Origin of the sequence: Saezia sanguinis, from assembly GCF_003991585.1 — a bacterium.
Lineage (GTDB): Bacteria > Pseudomonadota > Gammaproteobacteria > Burkholderiales > Burkholderiaceae_C > Saezia > Saezia sanguinis.
In genome coordinates this window covers 1-270 of record NZ_PQSP01000083.1, presented here as the reverse complement: position 1 = coordinate 270, position 270 = coordinate 1, and the positions used below count along the sequence as shown (strand labels likewise).

Genomic DNA, 270 nt, shown 5'->3' with positions numbered 1-270 from the left:
GTTGATGCTATGGTACGTGCGCTGACCTACGTTTCAGATACATCAAAGTTGGATGTTGTACCATCAATTGCTAAAGGTAATCATGAAAAGCATGCCATTGGTTTGGGTGCTATGGGACTGGCAGCATATTTTGCACAACATCAGATGTATTATGGAGATGAAGAAGCATTAGATTTCACATCAACATTTTTCATGACACTGAATTATTATTCCATCAAAGCATCAGTAAGGATTGCCAAAGAGCGTCATGAAACTTTCTTTGAATTTGAT

The 270-nt window shown here is 37.8% G+C and carries 1 pseudogene; it reads left to right on the top strand.

The window, feature by feature from the left end:
* A pseudogene (locus CUZ56_RS15080) lies at positions 1-270 on the top strand (class 1b ribonucleoside-diphosphate reductase subunit alpha); the annotation flags it as partial.